This is a genomic window from Allorhizocola rhizosphaerae (assembly GCF_003426775.1).
GTDB lineage: Bacteria > Actinomycetota > Actinomycetes > Mycobacteriales > Micromonosporaceae > Allorhizocola > Allorhizocola rhizosphaerae.
On record NZ_QJUG01000044.1, the window covers coordinates 19,297 to 36,912 of the forward strand.

Annotated in this window: 21 protein-coding genes; 11 read left to right on the top strand and 10 right to left on the bottom strand. The window is 68.8% G+C overall.

Features of this window, described 5'->3' with window-relative positions; genetic code table 11:
- Nucleotides 1–60 precede the first annotated feature (60 nt).
- A complete protein-coding gene (gene cmk / locus DM816_RS11895) occupies nucleotides 61–717 on the top strand; it encodes a (d)CMP kinase (protein WP_117210231.1) in 657 nt (218 codons plus the stop codon).
- Nucleotides 714–2,126 carry a ribosome biogenesis GTPase Der gene (gene der, locus DM816_RS11900; RefSeq protein WP_117210232.1) on the top strand — a complete coding sequence of 471 codons (1,413 nt, stop codon included), beginning with the start codon at nucleotides 714–716 and terminating at the stop codon, nucleotides 2,124–2,126. The genes cmk and der overlap by 4 nt, the downstream gene beginning before the upstream one ends.
- Before the next feature lie 124 nt (nucleotides 2,127–2,250).
- On the opposite strand, the gene DM816_RS11905 is transcribed toward der, so the two are convergent.
- Genes DM816_RS11905 through DM816_RS11940 form a run of 8 tightly spaced genes read right to left on the bottom strand, consistent with a single transcriptional unit; the run spans nucleotide 2,251 to nucleotide 8,122 of the window.
- Complete coding sequence (locus DM816_RS11905; protein WP_117210233.1) at nucleotides 2,251–3,249, bottom strand: NAD(P)/FAD-dependent oxidoreductase; 999 nt, start codon at nucleotides 3,247–3,249, stop codon at nucleotides 2,251–2,253.
- Nucleotides 3,236–3,736 (bottom strand): isoprenylcysteine carboxyl methyltransferase family protein, encoded by a 501-nt coding sequence (locus DM816_RS11910; protein ID WP_117210234.1) that lies wholly within the window; start codon nucleotides 3,734–3,736, stop codon nucleotides 3,236–3,238. The genes DM816_RS11905 and DM816_RS11910 overlap by 14 nt, the downstream gene beginning before the upstream one ends.
- 2 nt (nucleotides 3,737–3,738) lie before the next feature.
- Nucleotides 3,739–4,761 carry a type III polyketide synthase gene (locus DM816_RS11915; protein WP_117210235.1) on the bottom strand — a complete coding sequence of 341 codons (1,023 nt, stop codon included), beginning with the start codon at nucleotides 4,759–4,761 and terminating at the stop codon, nucleotides 3,739–3,741.
- A 36-nt stretch (nucleotides 4,762–4,797) separates the two neighbouring features.
- Complete coding sequence (locus DM816_RS11920) at nucleotides 4,798–5,403, bottom strand: YgjV family protein (protein ID WP_117210236.1); 606 nt, start codon at nucleotides 5,401–5,403, stop codon at nucleotides 4,798–4,800.
- Between the two features lie 9 nt (nucleotides 5,404–5,412).
- Nucleotides 5,413–5,835, bottom strand: coding sequence for a Rieske (2Fe-2S) protein (locus tag DM816_RS11925; RefSeq protein ID WP_117210237.1), 423 nt, complete (start codon nucleotides 5,833–5,835; stop codon nucleotides 5,413–5,415).
- Nucleotides 5,828–6,580 (bottom strand): MBL fold metallo-hydrolase, encoded by a 753-nt coding sequence (locus DM816_RS11930; RefSeq protein ID WP_117210238.1) that lies wholly within the window; start codon nucleotides 6,578–6,580, stop codon nucleotides 5,828–5,830. Before DM816_RS11930 ends, DM816_RS11925 begins: the two co-directional genes overlap by 8 nt.
- Entirely contained in the window at nucleotides 6,577–7,098 is a 522-nt protein-coding gene (gene pyrE, locus DM816_RS11935) for an orotate phosphoribosyltransferase (RefSeq protein ID WP_117210258.1), read from the bottom strand. The genes DM816_RS11930 and pyrE overlap by 4 nt, the downstream gene beginning before the upstream one ends.
- A gap of 28 nt (nucleotides 7,099–7,126) precedes the next feature.
- Nucleotides 7,127–8,122, bottom strand: a complete 996-nt coding sequence (locus DM816_RS11940; RefSeq protein ID WP_117210239.1) for an ArsR/SmtB family transcription factor — start codon at nucleotides 8,120–8,122, stop codon at nucleotides 7,127–7,129.
- 361 nt (nucleotides 8,123–8,483) lie between these two features.
- Between DM816_RS11940 and DM816_RS11945 the strand changes: the two genes are divergently transcribed.
- From DM816_RS11945 to DM816_RS42435, 6 genes are all read left to right on the top strand, one after another.
- The gene (locus DM816_RS11945; protein ID WP_117210240.1) at nucleotides 8,484–8,867 is read left to right on the top strand and encodes a PRC-barrel domain containing protein; all 384 of its coding nucleotides are present in this window, start codon (nucleotides 8,484–8,486) and stop codon (nucleotides 8,865–8,867) included.
- Nucleotides 8,868–8,996: 129 nt separating this feature from the next.
- Nucleotides 8,997–9,695, top strand: coding sequence for a hypothetical protein (locus tag DM816_RS11950; protein WP_117210241.1), 699 nt, complete (start codon nucleotides 8,997–8,999; stop codon nucleotides 9,693–9,695).
- A 16-nt stretch (nucleotides 9,696–9,711) separates the two neighbouring features.
- Nucleotides 9,712–10,584, top strand: coding sequence for an exodeoxyribonuclease III (locus tag DM816_RS11955; protein ID WP_211588650.1), 873 nt, complete (start codon nucleotides 9,712–9,714; stop codon nucleotides 10,582–10,584).
- Between the two features lie 225 nt (nucleotides 10,585–10,809).
- On the top strand, nucleotides 10,810–13,287 hold the full coding sequence (locus DM816_RS11960) for a sialidase family protein (RefSeq protein ID WP_162907362.1): 2,478 nt from the start codon (nucleotides 10,810–10,812) through the stop codon (nucleotides 13,285–13,287).
- A 182-nt stretch (nucleotides 13,288–13,469) separates the two neighbouring features.
- Nucleotides 13,470–13,769, top strand: a complete 300-nt coding sequence (locus DM816_RS11965; RefSeq protein WP_246001900.1) for an NUDIX hydrolase — start codon at nucleotides 13,470–13,472, stop codon at nucleotides 13,767–13,769.
- 168 nt (nucleotides 13,770–13,937) lie between these two features.
- Nucleotides 13,938–14,108 (top strand): hypothetical protein, encoded by a 171-nt coding sequence (locus DM816_RS42435; RefSeq protein WP_162907363.1) that lies wholly within the window; start codon nucleotides 13,938–13,940, stop codon nucleotides 14,106–14,108.
- 56 nt (nucleotides 14,109–14,164) lie between these two features.
- Here DM816_RS42435 and DM816_RS11975 read toward each other — a convergent pair whose 3' ends face one another.
- Both DM816_RS11975 and DM816_RS11980 read right to left on the bottom strand, forming a co-directional pair.
- Nucleotides 14,165–14,593 carry a ribosomal maturation YjgA family protein gene (locus DM816_RS11975; protein WP_162907364.1) on the bottom strand — a complete coding sequence of 143 codons (429 nt, stop codon included), beginning with the start codon at nucleotides 14,591–14,593 and terminating at the stop codon, nucleotides 14,165–14,167.
- Between the two features lie 53 nt (nucleotides 14,594–14,646).
- Nucleotides 14,647–15,033 (bottom strand): tripartite tricarboxylate transporter permease, encoded by a 387-nt coding sequence (locus DM816_RS11980; protein ID WP_246001904.1) that lies wholly within the window; start codon nucleotides 15,031–15,033, stop codon nucleotides 14,647–14,649.
- Between the two features lie 268 nt (nucleotides 15,034–15,301).
- On the opposite strand from DM816_RS11980, the gene DM816_RS11990 reads away from it, so the two are divergent.
- The 3 genes from DM816_RS11990 (at nucleotide 15,302) to DM816_RS12000 (ending at nucleotide 17,597) form a co-directional block, all read left to right on the top strand.
- The gene (locus tag DM816_RS11990; protein ID WP_211588651.1) at nucleotides 15,302–15,874 is read left to right on the top strand and encodes a DUF6807 family protein; all 573 of its coding nucleotides are present in this window, start codon (nucleotides 15,302–15,304) and stop codon (nucleotides 15,872–15,874) included.
- 11 nt (nucleotides 15,875–15,885) lie between these two features.
- Nucleotides 15,886–16,017, top strand: a complete 132-nt coding sequence (locus DM816_RS43705; protein ID WP_246001901.1) for a helix-turn-helix domain-containing protein — start codon at nucleotides 15,886–15,888, stop codon at nucleotides 16,015–16,017.
- 71 nt (nucleotides 16,018–16,088) lie between these two features.
- Nucleotides 16,089–17,597 (top strand): DNA polymerase Y family protein, encoded by a 1,509-nt coding sequence (locus DM816_RS12000; protein WP_117210245.1) that lies wholly within the window; start codon nucleotides 16,089–16,091, stop codon nucleotides 17,595–17,597.
- Nucleotides 17,598–17,616: the final 19 nt, after the last annotated feature.

A 17,616-nucleotide genomic window follows, 5' to 3' on the forward strand; every position in this document is an offset into this window, starting at 1 on the left:
CAGCATGGGCGAGCCAGGGGCGCTCGTTTCCTGACGATCGTGACCGGGCAGAATAGGGGTATGAGTTTGCGGCGGTGTGTGGTGGCGGTGGACGGGCCGTCTGGTTCGGGCAAGTCGACGGTGTCGCGGCGGCTGGCCCAGGCCTTGGGCGCCAGCTACCTGGACACCGGCGCCATGTACCGCGCTGCGACGTGGGCCGTGCTGCACGCCGGGGTCGATGTCAATGATCCCGAGGGCGTGGTCAAGGTGGTGGTCGATACCGAGATCGTTGTGGGCACCGATCCCGCCCGGCAAACCGTGAGCGTGAACGACCACGACGTCACGCGCGAGATCCGGGGCCACGAGGTCACGGGCGCCGTCTCGGCCGTTTCTGCCGTGCCTGCCGTGCGCAAGCTTCTGGTCGAGCGCCAGCGCGAGGTCATCGCGGGTGCCGAGCGGATCGTGGTCGAGGGGCGCGACATCGGCACCGTCGTGGCGCCCGACGCCGACCTCAAGGTGTATTTGACCGCCTCGGCCGCCGAGCGCGCCCGCCGCCGCAGCGCCGAGATCGCGGCCGATCACGCCGCCACGCAGGCCGACCTGGCCCGCCGCGATCTGCTCGACTCGACCCGGGCGACCGATCCGCTGCGCCAGGCGCCCGACGCGATCGTGCTCGACTCCACTGAAATGGACATCGACCAGGTTGTCGCCCATCTGCGTGAGAAGGTCGATGCATGAGGGACACTGAGGTCGACCTCGCGGAGCTGCCCGAGGAGACGCCGGTCGGCGACGAGGAGGTCGAGGTCCCGACGCCTGTCGTGGCCGTGGTCGGCCGGCCCAACGTGGGCAAGTCGACGCTGGTCAACCGGATCATCGGGCGCCGGCAGGCCGTCGTCGAGGATGTGCCCGGCGTGACCCGTGACCGCGTGGCCTACGACGCGACGTGGTCCGGGCGAGAGTTCACGGTCGTCGACACGGGCGGGTGGGAGCCCGACGCTCGCGATCGCGCCGCGGCGATCGCGCGCCAGGCCGAGGCCGCCGTGGCCACGGCCGACGTCGTGCTGTTCGTGGTCGACGCGATGATCGGCGCGACCGACGACGACGAGAAGGCCGTAAAGATGTTGCGCCGCAGCAAAAAGCCCGTGCTGCTGGTCGCCAACAAGGTGGACAACCAGGCGCGCGAGATCGAGGCCATGTCGCTGTGGTCGCTGGGCCTGGGCCAGCCCTACCCGGTGTCGGCCCTGCACGGCCGGGGCGCGGGCGATCTGCTCGACGCCGTGTTCGACGCTTTTCCCAAGGAGGCCCCGCGCGTGCGGGAGGGCCGCCCGCGCGGCCCGCGCCGGGTGGCGCTCGTCGGCCGGCCCAACGTGGGCAAGTCGAGCCTGCTCAACAAGCTGGCCCGGGAGGAGCGCTCGGTCGTGGACTCGGTCGCCGGCACGACGGTCGACCCGGTCGACTCGCTGGTGACCATCGACAAAGAGGTGTGGCAGTTCGTCGACACGGCGGGCCTGCGCAAGCGGGTCAGTCACGCCAGCGGCACCGAATACTACGCGTCGCTGCGCACCGCGGCCGCGATCGAGGCGGCCGAGGTGACCGTCGTGCTGCTCGACGCCAGCGAGCCGATCACCGAGCAGGATCAGCGCCTGCTCACCATGGTGGCGGAGGCCGGGCGCGGGGTCGTGCTCGCGTTCAACAAGTGGGACATGGTCGACGACGACCGGCGGTACTACCTGGAGAAGGAGATCGAGCGGGAGCTCAAGCGGATCCCGTGGGCGTTGCGGGTCAACATCTCGGCGCTCACCGGCAGAGCGGTCGAAAAGCTCGCGCCCGCGCTGCGCATCGCGCTCGCCAGTTGGGAGAAGCGCATCGCCACCGGACGGCTCAACCAGTGGCTCACCGCGCTCGTGCAGGCCACGCCCCACCCGGTGCGCGGCGGCCGGGCTCCCCGGATCATGTTTGCCACCCAGCCGGGCAACTGCCCGCCGAAGTTCGTGCTTTTCACCACCGGCCCGCTCGACGCGGGCTATGTCCGGTTCATCGAGCGGAAGCTGCGCGAGGAGTTCGGGTTCCAGGGGACGCCCATCGAGATCGCGGTCAAGCCGCGCAAGATGACCGGCCCCGGAGGGCGCGGCAAGGCCCACGGCTGACAGCGCGGGCCAATGGCGGGATAAGGGCGAGCCAGTCGAAGATGTCCCGCCTGTCCGGGATCGCGCTGCCCGAAGCCGCCGCCGTGCCGCTAGCCGGCGTGGAGCTCTGGAACAGGCCGGCTGCTTAGGCCGCCAGGCGATTGACGATCGCGGTGAAGACCGATGGGAGCCGTGCGCTGAGGGGCACGATTGCCTTGCGCGCGACCGGAAATCGGGTCGCGACGACCAGGCCGCGGGTGAGCATGCGGTATTCGCGGGTGATGCGCTGCCAGTCCCGTTCGTAGCGCGCCGGATCGCCGTCCGCAATGGACGCGATGGCGGCGCGGGCCTGCTTCACCGCCAGGCTGATTCCCTCGCCAGTGAGCGCGTCCTCGTAGCCTGCCGAGTCGCCGACGAACAGCACGCGCCCCGCGACCCGGCGCGACACGACCTGCCGCAACGGTCCGGCCCCGCGCACTGAGCCGATCCGCTTGCCGAGGCGGTCTTCAAGCCCGGGAAACGCGTCGAGCCACGCTCGCGAGGCCGATAGGATCGCGACGCCCACCACGTCTGGGGCTACCGGCGTCACGTATGCCTCGCCGAGTCGTGACCACCACACCTCCACGAACTCGGACCACGGGCGCGCGTTCCAGTGTGCGCGCAAGCCATATCGGCGCGGTGTGCCCGCAAACGACTGCACGCCAACGCATCGCCGGACTGTCGAATGTAGACCGTCTGCCGCGATCAGCCAGCGCGCCGTGATGCCGCCCGCGCGCACCCAATCGGGCCCCTGCTCAAGGGAGGTCACCCGCACCGGCACGCACTCGACACCGGCCGATAGCGAACAGTGCAGTGCCGTCCGTCGCACCCCGAGCCCTGGACCGTTGGCAAAACGCGCGACGACAGAAGAAGAACCGTCCACATAGGCTATTCCATGAAACGGCACGCCATCCAGCGAAAGACCCAGCGTGCGCAGTGAAGCGAGCCCGCCAGGCATGATGCCCTCGCCGCACGCCTTGTCCACGGGCGCTTGGCGCGGCTCGGCCACCATCGCAGAAAGCCCGCTCAGCGCGGCGAACCGGGCGGCCGCGAGCCCCGCCGGGCCCCCGCCCACCACGAGCACGTCGACGTCAAACCGTGGCAAGGGCCGCGTTCTCCACCCGGATCCGGATCGTCAGCACGATCGCATTGAGCACGGTGAACGCCACCGCGGTGATCCATGCGCTGTGTACCAACGGAAGCGCGATCCCCTCCACCACCACTGCCACATAATTCGGATGCCGCAACCATCGATAGGGCCCGCTGCGCACCAGCGGCAGCCCGGGGACCACGATGACCAGCGTGTTCCACCGCTTGCCCAGCGTCGCGACACACCACCAGCGCAACGCCTGGCTGGCCAGCACGAGCGCGAACATCGTCCACCCGAGCCACGGGAGGAACGGCCGCTCCAGCGCCCACACCTCGACCACGCACCCGACCAGCAGTCCGGTGTGGATCGCCACCATGAACGGATAGTGCGAGCGCCCGTATTCCTTGCCGCCGTTGGCCTTTGCCCACGCGGCATGGCGCTTGGACACCACCAGCTCGACGAGCCGTTCCGCCCCGACCGCCAGGATCAACAGATAGAACATGGTCACCAGCGTAGGAGCACGAGCTCGGAGCAGAAACCCGGCCCCATCGCCACCATCAGCCCGTGCTCTCCGGCCGCGGGCGGGTCGCCCAGGTGGGCCGACAAGACGTCGAGGACGGAGACCGATGAGAGATTTCCCCTGGTACCCAATGAGAACCGGGTTTTGTCCAAGGCCTCGGCAGGCAGGGACAGCGCCCGTTCGATGGCTTCGATGACCTTCGGCCCGCCGGGGTGGCACACCCACGCGGCGATCTGATCGACCGCCTGGTCCTTGAGGAACCCGCGCACGTCATCGCCGAGATAACGCTCCGCGATCGGTGCCACCTCGGTGGACAGCACGATGCGGAATCCGTCGGAGCCTATGTCCCAGCCCATGACGCCCAGGCTGTCCGGATACATCCGGCTGCGGCTGGCCACGACCTCCGGCCCGCGCCCGTCGCCGGTCATCACGACCGCCGCCGCGCCATCGCCGAAAAGGCTTGTGGCGACGAGGTTTGCGGCGCTGGTGTCGCCGCGCTGCAGGGCCAGCGTGCACAGCTCGACTGCGAGCAGGACCGCGACATGGTCGGGATGGCCGCGCAGGTAGTCGGCGATGCGGGCCACACCGGCCGCTCCCGCCACACACCCCAGCCCGAACAGCGGCATCCGCTTGACATCGGGCCGCATGCCCAGCTTCGCGGCCAGGCGTGCCTCAAGCGAGGGCACGGCCAGCCCGGTCACGGTCGTCGACGCGATCAGGTCGATCTGCTGCGGCGTGATGCCCGCCTGGTCGCACGCCTCCAGCAGAGCCTGCTCACCGAGCTGCATCGCGACCTCGATGTAGGCGTTGTTGAAGTCGGTGAACCCGTCCAGCTGCTCGTAGCGGTCGATCGGCAGGGCCAGGTGCCGGGTGTGGACCCCGCTGGATTTGGCGAACCTGGAGAACGCGCGGCCGTAACGCTGCAGCTCGGCGATGATTTCGTCCTGCGTGTGGACATGCGGGGGTAGCGCCGTGCGCACCGCCGCGATTCGCGGTCCACCTCCCATCGGTCCAATTTACCCATACATCGGGGGCTGGAAGCGCTAGAAAGTCAGCGAATAGGAGCCGCCTTCGCGTTTGAACCCGATATTTTCGTAGTAGGGTGCCACCATCGTCGGCGGTGTGACCACCTTGCGGAAGCCGTGGTCGGTGAACAGATTGCTGCGCTTGTAGACGAACTCGCCGGGGGTGAAGTCGCGGTACCGCCCGATGACATAGTCCAGGTCGATCTGCGCCACGCCGCCGCCCGCGTCGCGGACCAGGACGATGCCCACGACTTCGTCGTGGCGCATCACGACGAACGCCAGCTGCTCCGCATGCGGGCGGAAGCCCGGGTTGAACCGGGTGATGTCCTCGGCGTGCACGGCCAGCAGATGGTGCAGGAAGGCGTCGTCGGCCTTCACCTCCACGACCGTGTAGGCCTGCGGATCGTGCCGCATGCGCTGCAGGCGAATCAGATAAACACTATTGATGATTGCCAGTACCACGTTCAGGCCCACCATGGGCCAGACCCTGATCGCTGCGTTGTACCCGATCAGCGCGAGACAGCCGACCAGGTTGAACAGCCGCAGGCGCAGGATCCGCGTTTGCAGCAGGGACCAGATCAGCAGCGCCGACCCGGCCCAGCCGACTGCGTCAAGCCAGTTCACAAGGTGAGGCTAGCCCACGCGGCGCACTCGCCCGTCTACGACCTGCACAGCGATCGGACTCAGGCCGCTGGGCGCCGGCCCGTCCACGCGCGAACCATCGGCGGCCTTGAAGTGCGACTGGTGCGCCACGCACGTGATCAGACCCTGCGGGTCGGGCGGGCTCAGGCGGAAGTTCTGATGCGGGCAGACCGCGCTGAACGCGGTGAACGTGCCCGCGGTCAGCTGCAACACCAGCACGTTGTCCGCCGTTACCACGCCGCCGCCGACCGGCACGTCCGCGGCCTTGACCAGTGAACCGTCGCCGTTGCCCGAGCCCGTGTTCTGGCTCGGCGATGGTGCGGTGGGCGGTGGATTCTCGCCGCACGCGGCCAACAGCATCGTCAGCCCCGCCCCCGCCAGCAGTGCCCGCCTCGGGCACACAACTTCACTCATGCGCTCCGAGAGTCACCACGGCGGCGCTCGGTTCCGTGGCGACGCCGATTTCGCCGGAGAAATTCTCGCGGGCCGCCGCGGCGAACGTGGCCGGATCGGAGCCGGGCCACAGGTGCGTGAGCAGGAGCTTGCCCACCCCGGCGCGGGCCGCGTCCTGTCCCGCCTGCAGCGCGCTCGACGCGAACTCGGCGGCCTCATCCGGTACCAGATAGGCAAAGGAAGCCTCGGCGACCAGCAGATCAGCGTCGCGGGCGAGTTCGGCGATGAGCGGGCTCGGCCCCGTGTCGCCGGTGTATGCCACGGTGTGCCCGCCGGCCGAGATGCGCACACCAGGGTTGGGCACCCAGTGCGGCAGCCACCGGATCGCGACGTCGAACGGCCCGATCTCGAAACGGTCGCCCATCTCGTGCAGCCGGTAGGCATCATCGAGCATCCCCGAGCGGTCGAGTGCGAGTACCGCGTCAAGCGCGCCGGCCGGGGCGTGGATGTCCAACCTGGACGGCCGCTGCGGGCTCATCGCCCGCGCCCGAAGCAGCGGGTTCAGGTCGGCGCAGTGGTCCGGATGGCGATGGGTGATGACCACGGCATCGACCGATTCAACCGGCACATGCTGGAGCAGCCGCTGAAACGTGCCATAACCGAGGTCGACCACCACGTTCCTTCCACCGTACGACAGCAGGAACCCGCTGCAGGCATGCTCGGCGGTGGGGAAGGCCCCACTCGCACCGAGCACGGTCAGCCTCACGCGCCGTCCAGATCGGCGCGGGTGAGCAAGGAGTGGATGGTGATGCCTTGCGCCGCAAGGGCTTTGCCCCCGCCCTCCAGCCGGTCGATGACACACACCGCGTGGTCGATCTGCGCGCCGAGGACCCGCAAGTGCTTGGAGGCCATCAGAATCGTGCCGCCCGTGGTGACCACGTCCTCGACGATGAGCACCCGCCGGCCCGCGATCGCCGCGCCTTCGGCGAGCCGTGCCGTGCCGTAGGCCTTGGCCTCCTTGCGCACGAACGCGCAGGGCAGCCCGGTGTGGCGGCCCAGTGCCGTGACAATGGCGATGCCACCGAGTTCGAGGCCCGCGAGCACCTGCGTGCCCGGCGGGACCAGCGCCGCCATCCGGCCCGCGACCTCGTCGAGCAGCGCCGGGTCGGCCTCGAACTGATACTTGTCGAAGTACTCGTGTGCCGTGCGCCCAGAGCGCAGCACGAACTCGCCGCGCAAAGTGCTGACGGCCTTTATCCTCCTCGCAAGATCCGAGCTGGTCACGACACCGATGATGTCAGATACGCACAACTCAGATTCCACTGAGGAGGGCCGTCGCAAGTGGAGTCAGCACGTGAAGGGTCGAGTTGCCGTCGCGCACGCTTGCGACAAGCCCGGCGTGGCGCAGGACCGAGGTGTGTTCGCTTGCGGTGGGCAGGGAAACGTCGAGCCGCCGGGCGATCTCGCCGGTGGTGCAGCCGTCGCCGATGGTTTCGAGCACGGCCGCGCGGGTGCGCCCCATCAGCGCGGCCAGCGCGTCGCTGTGCCCTTCGCTTTGCGGGCGGTTGGTCAGGCTCAAAGCCATGAAGCGGGCGTCACCGTCGACCGGGCACACGAGCACCGGCGGTAGCGTGGTGTCGCGCAGCGTGATTGGCTGGCCCCAGCAGAAGAACGATGGCGTGAGCAGCAGACCCCGTCCCTCCAGATGGCACACCTGCTCGCCCGGATAGCGCGCCTCGATCACCGAGTCGTGCCAGCGCAGGGTGGGTTGCATCTCGGAGAGCAGGCGCTCGTAGCCCCCATCGGCGAGGCTGCGGGTCCGCCTTGACCGGTCGATGTGGACACTCGCGCGGATCTGCGTGAGATAGGGCTCGATGGCGGCCGCATAGTACGCGCGGATGGCCTCGGCCAGGCGTGACAGCATGCCCACGTCGCCACGGGCCAATTGGCCCACCCACGCGGGCAGCCGGTTGTCCTCGGCGAGGATCCCGAGGTCGGACGACAGGCGCTCGATCGGCGTGGACATGATGGCCTCGATCTGCGCCTGCAACCCCTTGCCGGTCTCGGCCGGGGTCAGGAAGTCGGGGAAGTATCCGGTCTGCGGCACCAGCTGCAGCAGCAGCGCCAGGCAGTCGGTGGCGCCCGCGGCCTGCAGGCGCTTGAGCGTGGCCTGGCGCCACTCCCGGAACACCGGCGAACTCGGGCTGCGCAGCTGGTGCAGGCTGAGCGTGAGCTCCCACATGGGATCGGGCGAGCTCGCGATCCGCGTGCGCATCAGGTCGGCGCTGGTGAAGTGAATCCTCAGCATCTGGCGTCTAAGCCTTCCGGTGAAGACCATCGGTGAAAACTTCTCACCATCCTTACCGGACAGACGGGCATAACGCGACCCTGGAGGGGAGGAATCGGTGTACTTAAAGGAAACGTTACACAGCGCGACGGACCGACATCATTGCGCCGCCGATCCTGCCCGGCGGCCGGCGTTCCACGATTCCTCCTTGACAGGTGTTGGTTCTCATTGGATGAGGTACTTCTGTGCCAAAAACTGTTTGGGACACCGAAGCGCGAGGGCGTGGGCAGGGCTGTGCTCGGGCCGCGGCGCGGGCTTCTCGCCTCGGCCGCGCCGGCCTCGGGGCCGTTTCCCGCGCATGCAGCACGGGTAATCCACGTGTATGCATCCGATTGTGTTCAACCCATGGATATGGCGGGATCCGCAGTGGATGCCCTCCGCTGAGGACGGTGGCGAGCAGGACCCGGGCCGGGTGCTGCTCGACGGCTACGGGGTGGAGGCGGCCGACGGCTCGATCGGCACCATCGACGAGGCCAGCTACGAGGTCGACGCGGCTTACCTGGTGGTGGACACCGGTCCGTGGATCTTCGGCCGCAAGGTGCTGCTCCCGGCCGGTACCGTCAATCATATTGATCATTTGGAGCGGAAGGTCTACGTCGACCGCACCAAGGACCAGATCAAGGATTCGCCGGAGTACGACCCCGGCGCGATCGAGGGGCATCGCTCGGACGTGGCCGAGTACTACGGGAAGACCTATCACGGCTAGGTGTCTGTTGATCACTGATTGCGATCGTGGCCCGGTGATCTGAAGCGAAATTCCGGATTTGGTGATCGATAGGGCTCTGACCAGGGGGTCGATGGCGAGCCGGGACTGGTTAGAACTAGTGTTCTAAGGGTGGCGGAAGGGCGGGTTGAGCTCAGTGCGCTCGTCAAGCGGGCCAGTGAGCTCAGCCCGCAGGTCGCCGGGCGTGGCGATGACCGCATGCTGCCCGTCACGCCCCCGCTGCGCGAGTTGTTCCCCGACGGCGGGCTGCGGCGCGGCTCCACCGTCGCCGTGATGCCCGGCTCCTCGCCCGGCTCGACTTCGCTCATGCTCGCCCTGCTGGCCGCCGCGTCGCAGGCCGGATCGTGGGTGGCCATCGCGGGCGTGCCCGACCTGGGCGCGCTCGCCGCGCACGAGATGGGCATCGCGCTGGACCGCATGGCGCTCATCCCACGTCCGGGGGTCTCGTTCGACCGCGTGGTCGCCACGCTGCTGGACGGGTTCGACATCGTGGTCGCCGCGCCGACCGGGGTGGTGCCCGCGGCCGGTGTGCGCGCCCAGCTCGCCTCGCGCGCCCGGCAGCACGGCTCGGTGCTGGTCCCCTTTGGACCGTTGGCGTGGGACGGCGCCGACATCACCCTGCGCACGGAAGGGTCGGTGTGGCACGGGCTCGGGTGGGGGCGCGGGCGGCTGCGCACTCGCGAGCTGACGGTCGTCGCGCGGGGCAAGGGTGCCGCGTCGCGTCCACGCCGGGCCACGCTGTGGCTGCCGCACGCACCCGACGACCTTGCGACGGCTCCAGCCCGTCCCAAGCTCAGCTTGGTCTCATAACGGATATCGTGGTGCAGTGCGGGTGGCGACGTGGAATGTGAATTCGGTCAAGCAGCGCGTGCCCCGGTTCCTGCCGTGGCTGGACGAGCGGCAGCCCGATGTGGTGTGCCTGCAGGAGACCAAACTGGCCGACACCGCGTTCACAGAGCTGCTCGGCGCCGAGCTCGACCGCCGCGGTTACGAGGTGGCCGTGCATGGTGAGGCGCGGTGGAACGGGGTGGCGCTCCTGTCCCGCGTGGGGCTCGATGAGGTGGTGGTGGGAATTCCGGATGGGCCGGGCTTCCCGCACCCCGAGGCGCGGGCGATTTCGGCCACGTGTGGTGGGATCCGGGTGTACTCGGTGTACGTCCCGAACGGCCGCACCCCCGACTCCGACCACTATCAGTACAAGCTTGCCTGGCTGGCCGCGCTGCACGAGATGGTCGTGGCGGGCCCCGATGACGTGGTCGTGTGCGGCGACATGAACATCGCCCCCACCGACGCCGACGTGTTCGACCCCGACGCCTACATCGGCCAGACCCACGTCACGCCGCCCGAGCGGGCCGCGCTCGCCGAGCTGCGGGCGGCCGGGCTGCACGATGTCGTCCGCGACCGCTGGCCGGACAAGCGGGTGTTCACCTACTGGGACTACCGCGCCGGCATGTTCCATCAAGACCTTGGAATGAGAATCGATTTGGTACTGGCCTCGGTCCCGGTGGCCGGCCGGGTCAAGGCGGCATGGGTGGACCGGCACGCGCGCAAGGGCACCGGCCCCAGCGACCACGCCCCGGTGATCGTCGATCTGGACGAGGCACCCGACGGCGACATCGGCCCGGTCGTGCCCCCGCCGTCGGCCCCGTCCCTCAAGCGGGGCAGGAAGCTGCCCCAGTCGAAGGCGCCGCAGAGTTAGGCCGGTTCAGGCCGCCGGCGACCACTGGGCGGGTGCCTTGCCTTGCCCTGCCCTCCCCTGGCCCGCTTCCGCGGACCCGTCTCCTCCCGGCGAACCGGGACAGTCTAAGCATCGTCCTCTTCGGCCACGATCGAAGGTCATACCTGGGTTGGATGCCAACGGCCGGCGCGACGCCTAGGCTCGGGCCACCACATAGGACGTCCTATGTCTTCGGAGGCTTTGTTCATGAGGATTATGCTTGCTTGCGTCACGCTGGTTGCCGCCACGGCCGTGGCCGTCGTGACGCAGGCCGTCCCCAGCGCAGGCGCACTGCCATACACCACTTTGTTCAACCGGGGCGAGTTCGGCGCCGTCTGTTATCGCATCCCCGCTTTGCTGCGCACCAAGGAAGGCACGCTGCTCGCGTTCGCGGAGAAACGTATCAGCGGGGCCACGTGGTGCAACGACTCCGGGCACATCGACCTGGTGATGCGTCGGTCCATAGACAACGGTCGCACGTGGACGCCGCCGCTGGATCAGCCGCCGACCGTGGTGCTGGAGGGCACCGATGCCAACCCGGCGGCACCGGCCACGCGGGGCAATCCCGTTCCCGTGCAGGACGAGGAGTCCGGCAACATCATCCTGCTGAGCACCTTCAACCCGGCCGAAAACAACGGCATCCGCACGCCCTATGTGCAGACAAGCACCGATGACGGGAGGTCGTTCGGCCCCGCGCGCAGCCTGGAGAGCGTGATCGACCGGCCGGATTGGCGTTGGTATGCCACGGGTCCCGGGCACGGGATACAACTCAAGCGCGGGCCGCACGCCGGGCGGGTCGTTGTCGGCACGAGCTTTTCCACCAACACCGGTCGCCATGGTGCGCAACTGGTCTACACCGATGACGGGGGCGAGACGTGGCATGTCGGCGCGCGGGAGATCCGGCCCGACGACACGATCATTCCGGAGGAGCTGAACCTGTTCGAGCGCAACGACGGGTCGATTTACGCGGCCGCGCGGGACAACTCGGAGTCGTCGACAGGCATCAACCGGGCGTTCGCGCAGAGCTTCGACGGCGGGCTCACGTTCGCCGCGCCGTTTGCCAACGTGCCGGGGTTGGTCGCCGACGCGGTGCAGGGGTCGACGCTCGTGGTGCGGTCAACGGCCAACGGCGACAAGTACAATCGTGTGCTGTTCACGTCGCCGTCGCATCCGACGTTGCGGCGGGACATGGTGATCCGGTCGTCGTATGACGAGGGGCGCACGTGGCAGAGTGCCGCCGAGGGAGCCGACGTGACCACTGACACCTTTTCCGGGTACTCGGATATGCAAATGTTGGCAAACGGCGAAATCGGGCTCATCTATGAGGGTGGTGCGACGGATGCCCGGGATCAGGTACGATTCGCGCACTTCACTGAGGCCGCGCTGGGCCTGCCGGACGGGCCGGTCGGTCCGGCCACACCGGATCTGTCCGGGTTGGACAATGACGCCTATCTACGGGGTGGGGCGGGTCTGGTGCACGGACGGTTCGATCAGGCCGTCGACCTGGACGGCACCGACGACCACGTGCAGTTGCGCTACGCCGAGTCGCTCGCGTTCGGCGGTGGCGACTTCACGGCGATGACGTGGATCCGTTATGGCGCAACGCAAACCGATCAGGCGCTGCTGTGGGCCTATCAGCAGGGCGCGGGGCTGTCTCAGTTTTGGCTGCGCGCCGAGCCGGGCGCCAATCGCATCAGAGGCTTCATGGAGACGGCCAACGGTAGTGCTCAGGTCGTTTCGACATCGGCCTATGACAACAACGCGTGGCATCATGTTGCGCTGCAACGGTCCGGCGGCACGCTACGGTTGTTTGTGGACGGTACACAGGTCGCGTCGGCGGCCGCACCGGCGGGCACGGTCAGCCCGATCCGGCCGTTCCGGGTCTATGCCGGGGCACGGCTGGACGGCACGCAGCGCCTGGACGGACAGCTCGACGAGCTGCGCATGTACAACCGCGCGCTGACCGCGGCCGAGGTGCGCGACATCTGGCTGGACAACCGGATCGACATCGCGGGCGCGGTGCTGCGCCTGCCCTTCACCACGCAGGGCCCGTCCATATCGGACAGTTCGGGCGCGGGCAATCACGCGCTGCGCCGGGGTGGTTCGTTGCAGGCCGGACGGTTCGGCCAGGCGCTCGTGCTTGACGGGGCCTCCTTCGGTGAAGTGCCGTACTCAAGCTCGCTCAATCTGGGCAGTGGCGACTTCACCATCGCGGCGTGGTTCCGTTATGGCGCGAGCCAGAATCGTCAAACCATTCTTTGGGGGTACGCGGTGGGAGCCGCAGGAGGCGCGCAAGTGTGGCTTCGAGCCCAGCCCGCCGACGGTTCGATCCATGCGTGGGTGGAGACCGATTCCGGCTCGGCGTTGCTCACCACGGCGACCGCGTATGCCGATCATCAGTGGCATCATGTTGTGCTGCAACGGGTTTCTGGCCAGGTGCAGTTGTCCGTGGACGGCGGGGTTCCTGTCACGGCTATCGCGCCCACCGGATCGGTGACTGCCGGGCACGGCGGAGGGATCCGGGGCTTCGCGATCGGGCAGAAGCTGGACGGCACCGACCGGTTCGCGGGCTCGCTCGATGAGGTGCGCGTCTGGCGACGCGCACTGTCCACTACGGAGCTTGCCTCGGTGCGCGAGACCAACGCGGCCCCGGCGGGCAGTGCGGTGCTGCGCCTGCAGTTTTAAGCCCGATGGCAACCTCGCGGCCCATCTGCGCAAGCTGGAAGGAGCGGGCTGGCTACGTCGCCGTGGAGAAGGAGGGCGCCGGCCGAGCGAGCGTCCCGAGTCGGTCTACAGGGACTGCTGGGAAAATCATCGGCGGGTGCGTCGATGAGAATGAGTCCCCGCGGCAGGCCACCGCCCGGTAGGTGAAAGAGGAGCTCGGCAAGACGATCGTCCCGGGCAGGCTACTGGTGATGGACTGGGTGCCGCCGCGGCCGGGTCGCACCGAGGGGCTGATGTTCGTCTACGACGGCGGGACGCTGACCGAGCGCGACACCGCCGACATCCATCTGCCGCCCGACGAGCTGCGCAGCTGGGCCTGGTGCGATGAGGCGCAGATCAACGAGCGGATGTCGGAGTTGCTGGCCCGCAGGGTGATCGCCGCCATGCGCGCCAAGGAGAACGACGTGGTGTACGAGCTGGAGAACGGCTTCCACACCTTCTGACCGGGACATGGTAATGCGGTGCCACCCGGTGGGGGTGGCACCGCGTTTTGCTGATCAGGCGGCTTTGCCGAACGGCTCGGCGGCTGGCAGGCCGGGCCGGATCGGCACGACCGGCGCGAGCGCCGGCTCTGCCAGGAGCGTGGCGCCGCCGGATCGGTAGAGGCTGTCGTGGATGCCGTCGGCGTACAGCAGGCCGGTCAGGTCGGCGCGGGCCTTGGCGATCGGGTGCCCGCGCTGGAACCCGATCCAAGAGTGAACGTGCCCTACATGCGCTCGACCGGCACCGGGTCAGACCCCAACTGTGGCTCCTGCCTCAATCCCATCGTGGAGTTCGAATAGGGCGTTTTCTTGGATGGACGGGATGGTGCGGGGCGAGCGAGGGTCTTGGCCCGTCCTCATCCAGACGATGGGGTCGCTGGGTCCGTTGCTGTATCTGACGATTCTGTTCGCGCTGAGCCGGTTTGCCTGACCCGGCGGTAGACCGTGTGGGCCGCCATCATCAGGAGCGCCCCGGCTGGGTACCAGGGCAGGTCGTTCGGGTCGAATTGGGCGCCAAATACCTGCCGCGCGAGGATGCTTCGTGCCGACAGGTAGCCGGGAACCGGGGTCAGCTGGGACAGTTCCATGAACCAGCTGAATCCTGTGGCGCCTGCAAAAGCGGCCAACGGCCGGATCGTGGGCCGGGCGAACACGATGACGCCGTACACGACGGAGGTGTACAGGGCGGTGCCGGACCAGGCCGCGAGTGCGCCATCGTCGAAAACCCGGATGCCGTACGCGATGCAGAGGCAGACGACGTTGGCGACCACCGCGGCGGTTCTCATGCCGGCAAACGTATCCGGCATCAGAACCGCTTTGGTGATCATCGTGTGAAGGTTCAGTCGTCTTCGGCGAGCGCCAGTTTCTCCTTACGGCCGAACAGCCTGGGCACAAACGGTAGTGCCAGTGCGAGGACGACGGCGAGGATGGGCAGGGTCAGGGTGAGCGGGCGGCGGACGAAGATGGACAGGTCGTTGTCGGCCAGCAGCAGGGCCCGGCGGAACTGTGTTTCCATCATCGGCCCGAGGATCACGCCAAGGATGACCGGGGCGATCGGGAAGTCGAGGTGGCGCATGAACATTGCCACGACACCGATCGCGAAGGCGATGAGGACATCTTCGATGTTGCCGGAAACCGCGTACACGCCAAGGGTCGCGAAGACCAGGATGCCGGTGTAGAGGATGGGCCGCGGGATCTGGAGCACCTTCACCCAGATCCGGATCATTGACACCCACGCCGATGGTCTTGTTGGAGTTGACCCGCAGCTCCATCCCCTTTGGGCTGATCGTGATGGTGCCGGCAACGCGTATGACGTAGGGCTCCGCCGCCGTCACGTAGCGGTTGAGGTCGGCCTGGTTGGTGACCGTCACGGTCTGCCCGCCCGCGCCACCGGTGGTCGGGCCGCGTCCCATGCCGGGCAGCGACGCGAACCCGTCCGGCGTATTGGGCCAGCTCCCAGGATAATGTCATCCAGCGAGCGCACAGGTCCCAGGATGAGAAGCGAGGTTGTCATGGCCGCCCGCGGATCACCGCCGCCGCAGGTGCAGGGCACGGCCGTGCTGCGCCTGCACGGGCGGGAAGTCGCGCACTATGTCTGGCAGCCCGACGTGCCGCTTGCCACGTCGCCACGGCCCTACCTGCATCCGGTGCGTACGCTGGGCGGCAGCGTGGTCACGGACGCGGCCCCCGACTCGCACCCGCACCAGTTCGGCATCAGCATCGCTGCGCCCGACATCGACGGACGCAACTTCTGGGGCGGGCGCAGCTTCGTGGCCGGGCACGGGCCCGCGTGGCTTGACAACCACGGCATTCAGCGCCACCAGCGGTGGATCCGCCACACCGACACCGAACTGGCCCATCAGCTGCGGTGGATCGACCCGCGGCAGGCCGAGCTGCTGCGTGGCGGCGAGGCGCTGGCGGTGCGTGGCGGCGAGGCACTGGCGGAGCTCGCCCACGCCGGCATGCCAGGCGCGGTGTCTGGTTTGGACGGTCTGGCAGCTCGCGGGGTGATCCGGCTGTGGCGGCCGCGGTGCTCGCCTGCCAGGGCCTGTCCAACCGGCGGATAGCTGGGCGCCTCGTGGTCGGCGTAGAGACGGTGGAGTTCCATCTCACCGGTGCCTTCCGCCGGCTCGACGTGTCGACACGCGCTGAGCTGCGGCGGGTCGTGGCAGGGTCGGCGGCGGACGGGATCGAGGAGCGCTCCAGTTGACTGACCCGTGGGTCTGGGAATTGGCACAGGTGTTCTATTGTGGGAGGGTGGCGCGTGTCGACAGGCGGACGATGGTGGTCTGGTGCCCGGACTGGCCGATCATCGCGGCCGCGCTGCTCGATGGGCTGTCCATGTCTGACCCGATTGCGGTGCTTCATGCCAACCGCGTGGTCGTATGCTCGGCGGCGGCCCGAGCGGAGGGCGTGCGAAGGGGCCTGCGTAAGCGTGATGCGCAGGCCCGCTGTCCCGAGCTGGTGGTGATCGGGCACGACCCGGCGCGGGACGCGCGGGCGTTCGAGCCCGTGGTGATGGCGGTCGAGCAGTTGGTCGCGGGGGTGGTGGTGCTTCGCCCAGGGGTGTGCGCGTTCGCGGCGCGCGGCCCGGCCCGGTTCTATGGGCATGAGGAGGCCGCGGCAGAGCACATCGTCGAGCAGATCGCGGTCGAGTGCGGGGTGGAGGCGCAGATCGGCATCGCCGACGGAGCATTCGCGGCGTTGCTGGCCGCGCGGGCCGGGAAGGTGGTCGCGCCGAGTGGGACGGCCGCGTTCCTGGACGGGCTGCCGGTGTCCACTTTGGATCGTCCGGAGCTGACGGATCTGCTGTGGCGGCTCGGGATACGCACGTTGGGGGCTTACGCTCGGCTGCCGCGCTCGGAGGTGATGGCGCGCTTCGGGTTGGACGCCGCCTTGGCGCAGCGGCTCGCGGCGGGAGAGGACGACCGCCCGCTCGCGGTGCGCCGGCCGCCGCCCGATCTGGAGGTGGAGGAGCGGTTCGACGAGCCGATCGAACGGGTGGACGTGGCGGCGTTCGCGGCGCGGGCGCTGGCCGAGCGGTTGCATGAGCGGCTGACCGGGTACGGGTTGGCGTGCACGCGGCTGGCGATCGTCGCGGTCACGGCCGATGGGCAGGAGCTGTACCGTGTTTGGCGCCACGACGGCGTGCTGACCGCCACCGCGATCGCCGACCGGACACGGTGGCAGCTGGAGGGCTGGCTCACCAACCGGAGGCTCGCCAGCGGGATCATCGCGCTGCGGCTGGCGCCCGAGGGCTTGCTCAGCCAGGTCGGACTGCAGCCCGGGTTGTGGGGCGAGGCGGGCGCGCAGCGGGAACGGGCGCATCGCGCGCTCCACCGGACGCAGGGCATCCTCGGGCCGGAGGGGTCGCTGACCGCGGTGTTGGGCGGCGGGCGGGCGCACGGCCCGCGGGCGACCCTCGTGCCGTGGGGCGATGAACGGGTACCAAATCTGCCTGAAGGACCATGGCCGGGCCGGATGCCGCCCCCGTCGCCGGCCCGGATCCTTCCTCGCGAATCGGTTTCTGTCAGCGTCGTTGACGATCGGGGGCGGCCGGTCGGGGTCGACGCCCGGCTGCGCCTGAGCGGCGAGCCGGCACGGGTCGTGCTCAACGATCGGTCCACTTTGGACGTTGAAGGGTGGGCCGGGCCGTGGCCGGTCGAGGAACACTGGTGGGGCGAGCGGGCCGCGCGGCTGGTGCGACTGCAGACGCTGCTGTCGGATGGGCGTGCGATGATCCTGGCGTTGAGCGAGGGGGAGTGGGCGATCGATGCCGAGTTCGACTGACGCGATCGTGCTCCGGCGG